This window comes from Gluconobacter sp. NFX36 (genome assembly GCF_049887835.1).
In the GTDB taxonomy this organism is placed as follows: Bacteria; Pseudomonadota; Alphaproteobacteria; order Acetobacterales; family Acetobacteraceae; genus Gluconobacter; species Gluconobacter japonicus_A.
Window position 1 is genome coordinate 1 of record NZ_JAGEKJ010000035.1, and the last position, 6,057, is coordinate 6,057.

Annotated in this window: 8 protein-coding genes; 3 read left to right on the plus strand and 5 right to left on the minus strand. The window is 52.2% G+C overall.

Going from position 1 to position 6,057, the window contains the following annotated elements; all coding sequences use genetic code 11:
- The 3 genes from J4P41_RS15465 to J4P41_RS15475 form a co-directional block, all read right to left on the minus strand.
- A partial coding sequence (locus J4P41_RS15465) for a tyrosine-type recombinase/integrase (RefSeq protein WP_426067813.1) occupies window positions 1–522 on the minus strand: 522 nt, incomplete at its 3' end.
- A 7-nt stretch (window positions 523–529) separates the two neighbouring features.
- Window positions 530–853 (minus strand): type II toxin-antitoxin system PemK/MazF family toxin, encoded by a 324-nt coding sequence (locus J4P41_RS15470; RefSeq protein ID WP_010505709.1) that lies wholly within the window; start codon window positions 851–853, stop codon window positions 530–532.
- Window positions 850–1,068 carry an antitoxin MazE family protein gene (locus J4P41_RS15475; protein ID WP_202259160.1) on the minus strand — a complete coding sequence of 73 codons (219 nt, stop codon included), beginning with the start codon at window positions 1,066–1,068 and terminating at the stop codon, window positions 850–852. Before J4P41_RS15475 ends, J4P41_RS15470 begins: the two co-directional genes overlap by 4 nt.
- A 316-nt stretch (window positions 1,069–1,384) precedes the next feature.
- Here J4P41_RS15475 and J4P41_RS15480 point away from each other — a divergent pair, with 316 nt between their 5' ends.
- Entirely contained in the window at window positions 1,385–2,035 is a 651-nt protein-coding gene (locus tag J4P41_RS15480) for a hypothetical protein (protein ID WP_426067814.1), read from the plus strand.
- A gap of 197 nt (window positions 2,036–2,232) precedes the next feature.
- Here the strand turns inward: J4P41_RS15480 and J4P41_RS15485 are convergent, their stop codons facing one another.
- On the minus strand, window positions 2,233–3,681 hold the full coding sequence (locus J4P41_RS15485) for a DNA sulfur modification protein DndB (RefSeq protein WP_426067815.1): 1,449 nt from the start codon (window positions 3,679–3,681) through the stop codon (window positions 2,233–2,235).
- Between the two features lie 527 nt (window positions 3,682–4,208).
- Here J4P41_RS15485 and J4P41_RS15490 point away from each other — a divergent pair.
- Window positions 4,209–4,682 carry a helix-turn-helix domain-containing protein gene (locus J4P41_RS15490; RefSeq protein WP_426067816.1) on the plus strand — a complete coding sequence of 158 codons (474 nt, stop codon included), beginning with the start codon at window positions 4,209–4,211 and terminating at the stop codon, window positions 4,680–4,682.
- A 291-nt stretch (window positions 4,683–4,973) separates the two neighbouring features.
- Window positions 4,974–5,504, plus strand: coding sequence for a hypothetical protein (locus J4P41_RS15495; RefSeq protein WP_426067817.1), 531 nt, complete (start codon window positions 4,974–4,976; stop codon window positions 5,502–5,504).
- Between the two features lie 3 nt (window positions 5,505–5,507).
- On the opposite strand, the gene J4P41_RS15500 is transcribed toward J4P41_RS15495, so the two are convergent.
- Window positions 5,508–6,057, minus strand: a 550-nt coding sequence (locus J4P41_RS15500; RefSeq protein ID WP_426067818.1) for a site-specific integrase, incomplete at its 5' end; no start/stop codon positions are given.

The following is a 6,057-nucleotide window of genomic DNA, read 5'->3' on the forward strand; positions in this document are numbered from 1 at the left end:
ATCCTGTGCCACGAGATCCGTAACCTCCAGCACCACCAGTTCAGACCGCCGCAAGGCTCCGGCAAAGCCCAGGGCCAGGAGCGCCCGGTTACGTCGACCGATCAGGGTATCGGGCTGGACATCCAGCATCCGGCGCAGCAGATCCACGGTTGCGGGCGCTTTCCGGGTCGGGACGGTCCCAAGCGTCCGCCGCATTCCCCTGAGCGCGTCCTGAACGAGCCGGGAGTAGCTGAAGCTCTCGAACCCGGCCAGTTCATGCGCGCAGGACACGGCCGCCACCCCACGGGCCAGTGTCGCGGCTTTGCGCCCCTGCTCCAGACGCGACGCGATCCAGGCGGAAACGGTTTCAGGCTGAGCCGGAAGTGCCGTAACGTCCTGGGCGTGGCACCAGGCGACGAAGGCGCCCCAGTCAGTGCGATAGGCGCGCAGTGTGGCCGGAGACCGGGCCGCTAGAACCAGATGGTCAGAAGCGTCCTGAAGAACCGCCGGGATCGTCTCGGGGAAAAGCGGCTGTAAGGTCACTGGCCTGTCAGGCCAGACCAAGAAACAGCGCCAAGGCGCGATTGACGGAGAGCATAACGGTATCGCTGGCGATACCGAAGGTGGGGCCAATCTTGTCTCTTGAGACCGTGCTGGGCTTGTCGATCATCACCTGGGACGTTTTGCGCAGCCCGTTCCGCTCGTCTGGGGGCACCGACAGGCGGAGCAAGGGCGCGTCTATGAGGGTGCTGGTGACAGGCAGAACGGTCACAGAGGCTGTCGTCTCGAAGCGGTCAGCCTGGACGATCAGCGCGGGACGGGGTTTGCCAAGATCCCCCTGGAGAGCAACGGTGACGAAGTCTCCCCGGTTCATGCATCCCATCCGTCGAGATCGCTGGCCGCAGTCTCGAGAAAGGACATCAGCGCAGGATCGTGCCGGTCTGCCTCTGCTACCAGACGCGCCTGGCGCTGGCATTCCGCATCAAAGCCTGGTGTGCGTGTATCGGGCACCCAGATCTGGACGGGGCGCAGTCCGGCCTTGCGAAGGGTGTCACGGCGCTTCTGGACGCGGATGGCAACAGGGGTCATGGCGTTTCTCCTCTCGTTACATGTAACAGAAAAGCGCGCTGATTTCCACTGAAAACGGTTTTGGAGTCATTTCCCTTCTAGGGGCGGTACCAGGCGACAAAGGTACCCCAGTCGATGTGATAGGCGCGCAACGTTGCGGGAGACCGGGCCGCCAAGGCCAAACGATCGGCAGCAGTCTGAAGATGTTCTGAGAATATATCGTGACTGAAACTCAATTCACCCATTGACGAAAATTATTTTTTGGTTTTAGTCATTTTTTGAGGGAAAAAACCTCAAAAAAGATTCTAAAAAGAATCAAACTGAAAGAAGAATTAAAATGTCTAGCTCTGACCTCATTTCTATGTTGAAGACACAAAAAGCATCTTCTCAGGATCAAGTCTCTATGACGGTCCGCATGCCTGTAGAAATGGCTGCACAAGTCGATGGCTTGGCCGAATTTCTCAATATTTCTAGGAATGAGACGGTTCTTAAGCTCATTTCTCCAGAACTTGAAAAAGTAAAAAAAGAAATTGATTCTCTTTCTCTTGAAGAAGATGAAGATATTTCAAATATCGATATTGCCTCAGATGAGGCTAAGTTTTTTATTTTGAATACAAATAAGGGAAATAACATCGAAGATCATAATAGAATGGTTAACAATGGGCTTGCAGAAGCGTTCTGTGACCCATGGATGTTTTATATTGATAAAATCAAAAAAAATGATGTCGTTTTTCTGTATGAAAATGGAAAAGGAATTGTTTCTTATGGAAGAAGTAACGGAGTAACAGAAATTTCCAATAGAAAAAGCGATCAATCACAAGATAAAAGTCACTTCCAGAAACTAGAAAATTATACAATTCTCGAGAATCCTATTAAGGCATCTGAAATAAGATCAATTCTCGGGCGCAATATACCGTTTCTGAAGACACTGATTCATTTGTCTGATGGCATTAAGCTTCTGAAGTATATTCAATCGACCAAAAAATAACATGAGCGCTCCACCCACCAGGGTGGAGCCTTGCTGACCCCGGCAGTTCAGTAAAGCGCGAGATCACTGACTGCCGGTTTAGAACAGTTCTAGTGTCTGAGAATGGGCATTCTCAGACACTAGAAAGGACCTAAACCTGTGGCTCAAGAGCTTCCCCTCAACTTAATTGTCTTGGAGAAATCGACAACTACCTCGACTTATTGCGTCGGCAGCGGACGACGTGAAGGCAACTGTAACTTCCAGCGAATCATATCACCCAGGATTGGATAGATGTCATTATGCTTAGCACCGAAGCGCATGAAGCCGCCCTGATAGCTCCCAATGTCGCGATTACCGCTTTCGTCAGGCGGCAGATAATTGGAAAGGCCTTCTAACCCTGCTGCTGCCCGATCCTCCATGCTAAGGTTGTAGTAACGCCACATTGGATTTTCATGGCTCAGGTCGATCTCTTCAAGCGAAGAGAGCAAGCGTTCAGTGAGGTCGTCACCATTATCGGGACGACGATTACTAAAGCTAAAATCAAAAACCAGTTTAGCAAGAGCCTTCAAAACCACCGGCTGAGCAGCAACTGTTTTTTCACGCGCATGCTCTTCTCCAAATCCCTTGATGTTCCGCACAGAATCCCAGAACCAAATACCTGTTTCTGTTCGGCCATCGATCATCTGCGGAGTAGCGCCATTGATGTTCGTACGATTTAGTAAAAGAATAGCATTAACCGACACTAAATCTTTACGAACAATTCTACCATCATCATCAGACCAGTTCTTTACTTCGGTTTCCACAACCCCAATTTTAAGATCTTCTATAAGCTTTTCCTTGATGAACAAATTTACTGGATTAGAATTGTCGAACTGCAGTGCAAGGTTAGTATCGACTTTTTTGCCAAGCCTATTCAAATCATGAAATAGCTGACGCTCTTCATCTGCTCTAAGACCGAGATGCACTTCAACGGCAACAGTGCAATAAGTTCTCGCCCGCTCGAAGCATTCTTCCCAAACCTGATATTCTTCTTTTGAGATAGCTTCTCCATCCCCAAATGGAACTAGGTTTTTCCCCTTCTTCGGATAAGTGCGGCTGCTGCGAAGTCCCTCAAGGAACTCGAAAACCTGTTGCATAGCCTTACGACGGTGTTGTCCATCAACTACCCACAAGACATGCCGTTGGGAAAGAAACACCTTAAATCCAGTTGTTTCTTCGGTCGATTTGTCGAGTAAACGAATGCCGCGAATATCCGAACCTCGCACGTTACAGTCGCGAATGTTCACGACAATCGGCTGTAGCGACATGTAAGGCTGTGGACCAAGCTTCCTGAGGACATTCTTCATGTCCTCAGGCACCGGCTGGTTGCGAGCATCACGATACTCAATCGCTGCGGAGACGAGCCCCTTCAAGATGTAAGTTGCCAGCTTGTGAGCATGGACAGGGTCTAACTTACGCTGAGCAACGGTATCCCCGTCGCGCCCGGCATCGTTCGCAACCTCTGACATTCCGTAGAACTCATGCATTGGCAGTAGCATGAGGAAAGTGCGATTGCCGAGATTATGACCAATGAAAGTCTTAACCGGCTTTTCAGAGGTATCCCCACCATCCAGGACATCGTCCAAAGTGGCAAGTGGGGTGGGAAGGCCGTTAGTTGAAGGGATCATTGTGTATGCTTTCTTAAAAAGAACCTGGAATTAAAAAAATCATACCCTGGATAATAAGTCAAACCTTCCAGGGATATTTTTTGGAAATATTTTTTGGTATTTTTGCAAAAAACATGCCTTTGTTCCGCACGAATGGCAGGACAAGCTTACAAAGCTTTCTCACAGAAGCCCGCTATTGGCGCTGAATGTTGAAGTTCGCGAAGGAAACGCGAAAGGATAACGAGGTGATCCCATCAATGGACCTTTAGGGTGCACGTCGGGCTATGGTCGCCTGAAGACTATCTAGCGAACGTTTCACACCATCGCTGGACAATCGATATTCAACCGAGCAGTATGTATTGAAACGATGAAGGGGACAGCCCGGCAAGGCTGTCCCCTTCGAAACTCGCTGTTGCGCGGCGAGGCAGATGCAAAAGCGACTAAGCCCGCTTAGGCATCCGATGTATAGATAATAGACGTGGCCGGTGTTGGTTTCAATGTCTGATTAGCTGTACGGGGAAGTGTCTCGCCTGAGAAGGATCACAGGCATGACCTCTTTCGCTTCCCAGATTTGGACCCTGACCCAAGCCCGTCAGATCACAGCCAAGACCCATCTCGTCCTTCAGGCCCTCGCGAGTTTCGAAGGTTGTCGCGGTCTTTTCCCCTCTCACGAAAGCATTGCCGCTCGCGCAGGATGTAGTACCAGAACTGTCATCCGGGCGTTGGAGACGGCCTATAGTCTGGGTTTGATAGAACGGACCCGCCAGCGCATGCGACGCTCAGGACGCGTTGTGAATGGTCCCAATCGCTACCGGTTGATCGTGGTCAGCCTGGAGCAGGCCAAGGCTGCCGCAGCCCATGCGACACAACGTCTCAAAGAGGCTCTCACTCGCCGGAAACTCCGGTTTTCTTCTAACTGCCAAAATGACAGCGAATTCCATTTTCAAAGAGATATTTTCTTTGAAAAACCACGCTCCAAGAATGACTGGCTCGATCTGATCGCGTCCTGGTCCTCGAGTTGAAGTTCTAACGCTAAGATTTCCCCTCAGACGCACGTTCAAAAGGCTCAAGACGAAGGAGCTATTCGAAAGACTATCCCTTCATCTCGGCCCGACTTGGCCTTGAATGGCCCGAGACGGCCTCACTTAGCCCGAAACCCTAGAAATTCTCCCTTGAGGCCATCTAGGGCCGAATAAGGCCGTCTCAGTCAAAAAGCGAATAGGCAAGATATGTAACCCTAGGTAGGGTGACAGCCTTACTCGCATTTCATGCTCGACCGGATATAAGCTCAGACTTGAGATGTAAGAGGATCTATGGCCGAGCAAACAGAAAATCTGACCTATCGTCAGTTAGCTGACCGGCTTGGACTTTCCCTTGAAGCTGCACGTGCGCGTGTTCGTCGCGGCGGCTGGCTCAAAATCACGGACAATCATGGCACTGTCCGTGTGTCTGTTCCCGTTTTTGCCCTGAACAAGACCCCTGAACAGACTGAACGCGTAGCCCCGGACGTACACCCTGAACGTACACCCGAACACAATGGAATGTTCACCCCAGACAATACGGCCTTGTCCACCCTGCGAGACATGATGGATCTTCTCCAGACTGAACTGAATGAAAGACGCAAAGAAGTCTCAGATTACCGGGAAGAAAATGCCGTTCTTAAGGAACAGAATGCCCAGCTCAGGGAGAAGATCTCACGGATCGAGGGTGAACGCGTACACCCTACGTACACCCCGGACGTTCACCCTGTACAAAGGCCAGTGTTCACCCTGAACGTACCCCCTGAACAGACCCGGACGTACGGGGGGTACGGTCGCCGTCGCTGGTGGTGGCCGTTTGGCTAGGGATTACAGGAAGCGGTGTCCGGCATGGGCCTTCAGTAGCGAGGCGCGCCGGACATAGCTCCGCAGCACATCGAGGCTCTGATGCCGCGAGGTTTCGGCGATCAGCAGCGCATCGGCACCGGCCTCTGCTCCGGAAGTGATAAACCCCGCCCTTAGCGAATGCCCCGAGAAGCGCTCCGGATCGAGCCCCATGGCCTCGGCGGCTGTCTTGATGATCCGCGCCACCGATCGGTCCGAGAGTGACCCGCCGATCCGGCCATGCCGGTCTACGGACCGGAACAGCCGACCGGACGTGATCCCGGCCGCCTCGCACCAGGTCGTAAGATGATCTAGTGCCCGGATGGTGGAACCGTTCAGAATCCCGATCGTCTGACCGGCCCCGTATGGGTCAGTCTTGCTGCGTCGCAGCGTGAGAAGCGCACCGCCATCCTGTGCCACGAGATCCGTAACCTCCAGCACCACCAGTTCAGACCGCCGCAAGGCTCCGGCAAAGCCCAGGGCCAGGAGCGCCCGGTTACGTCGACCGATCAGGGTATCGGGCTGGACATCCAGC

Excerpts from the sequence above, each read along its gene's own strand:
- J4P41_RS15470 (WP_010505709.1), bottom strand. The coding sequence starts at position 853 with ATGAACCGGGGAGACTTCGTCACCGTTGCTCTCCAGGGGGATCTTGGC.
- J4P41_RS15475 (WP_202259160.1), bottom strand. The coding sequence starts at position 1,068 with ATGACCCCTGTTGCCATCCGCGTCCAGAAGCGCCGTGACACCCTTCGC.
- J4P41_RS15480 (WP_426067814.1), top strand. The coding sequence starts at position 1,385 with ATGTCTAGCTCTGACCTCATTTCTATGTTGAAGACACAAAAAGCATCT.
- J4P41_RS15485 (WP_426067815.1), bottom strand. The coding sequence starts at position 3,681 with ATGATCCCTTCAACTAACGGCCTTCCCACCCCACTTGCCACTTTGGAC.
- J4P41_RS15490 (WP_426067816.1), top strand. The coding sequence starts at position 4,209 with ATGACCTCTTTCGCTTCCCAGATTTGGACCCTGACCCAAGCCCGTCAG.
- J4P41_RS15495 (WP_426067817.1), top strand. The coding sequence starts at position 4,974 with ATGGCCGAGCAAACAGAAAATCTGACCTATCGTCAGTTAGCTGACCGG.